The organism is Rufibacter sediminis, from assembly GCF_014269285.1.
GTDB lineage: Bacteria > Bacteroidota > Bacteroidia > Cytophagales > Hymenobacteraceae > Nibribacter > Nibribacter sediminis.
In genome coordinates this window covers 1-346 of the sequence record NZ_JACOAF010000005.1, presented here as the reverse complement: position 1 = coordinate 346, position 346 = coordinate 1, and the positions used below count along the sequence as shown (strand labels likewise).

At 66.5% G+C, this 346-nt stretch carries 1 pseudogene; it reads left to right on the top strand.

Features of this window, described 5'->3' with window-relative positions:
* Positions 1-2 precede the first annotated feature (2 nt).
* Positions 3-346, top strand: a pseudogene (locus H7U12_RS02575) (UDP-glucose 6-dehydrogenase); the annotation flags it as partial.

Sequence of the window (346 nt, the reverse complement as noted above, 5' to 3'; positions counted from 1 at the left end):
TGGTGACGGGCACTTGTTTTGCCGAGGTGGGCATTGATGTGACGTGCATCGACGTGAACGTGAAGAAGATCGAGGACCTGCGGCAGGGTGTCCTGCCCATCTACGAGCCGGGGCTGGAGGAGATGGTGCTCCGCAACGTGGAGAAGGGGCGCCTGCACTTCTCCACGGACCTGGCCTCGGCCATCAAGGGCTGCGACGCGGCCTTCATCGCGGTGGGCACGCCCCCGGGGGAGGACGGCTCGGCGGACCTGAAGTACGTGCTGGGCGTGGCCCGGGAGATCGGCCAGCACATGGACGAGTACCTGGTGGTGGTGACCAAGAGCACCGTGCCGGTGGGCACGGCCAA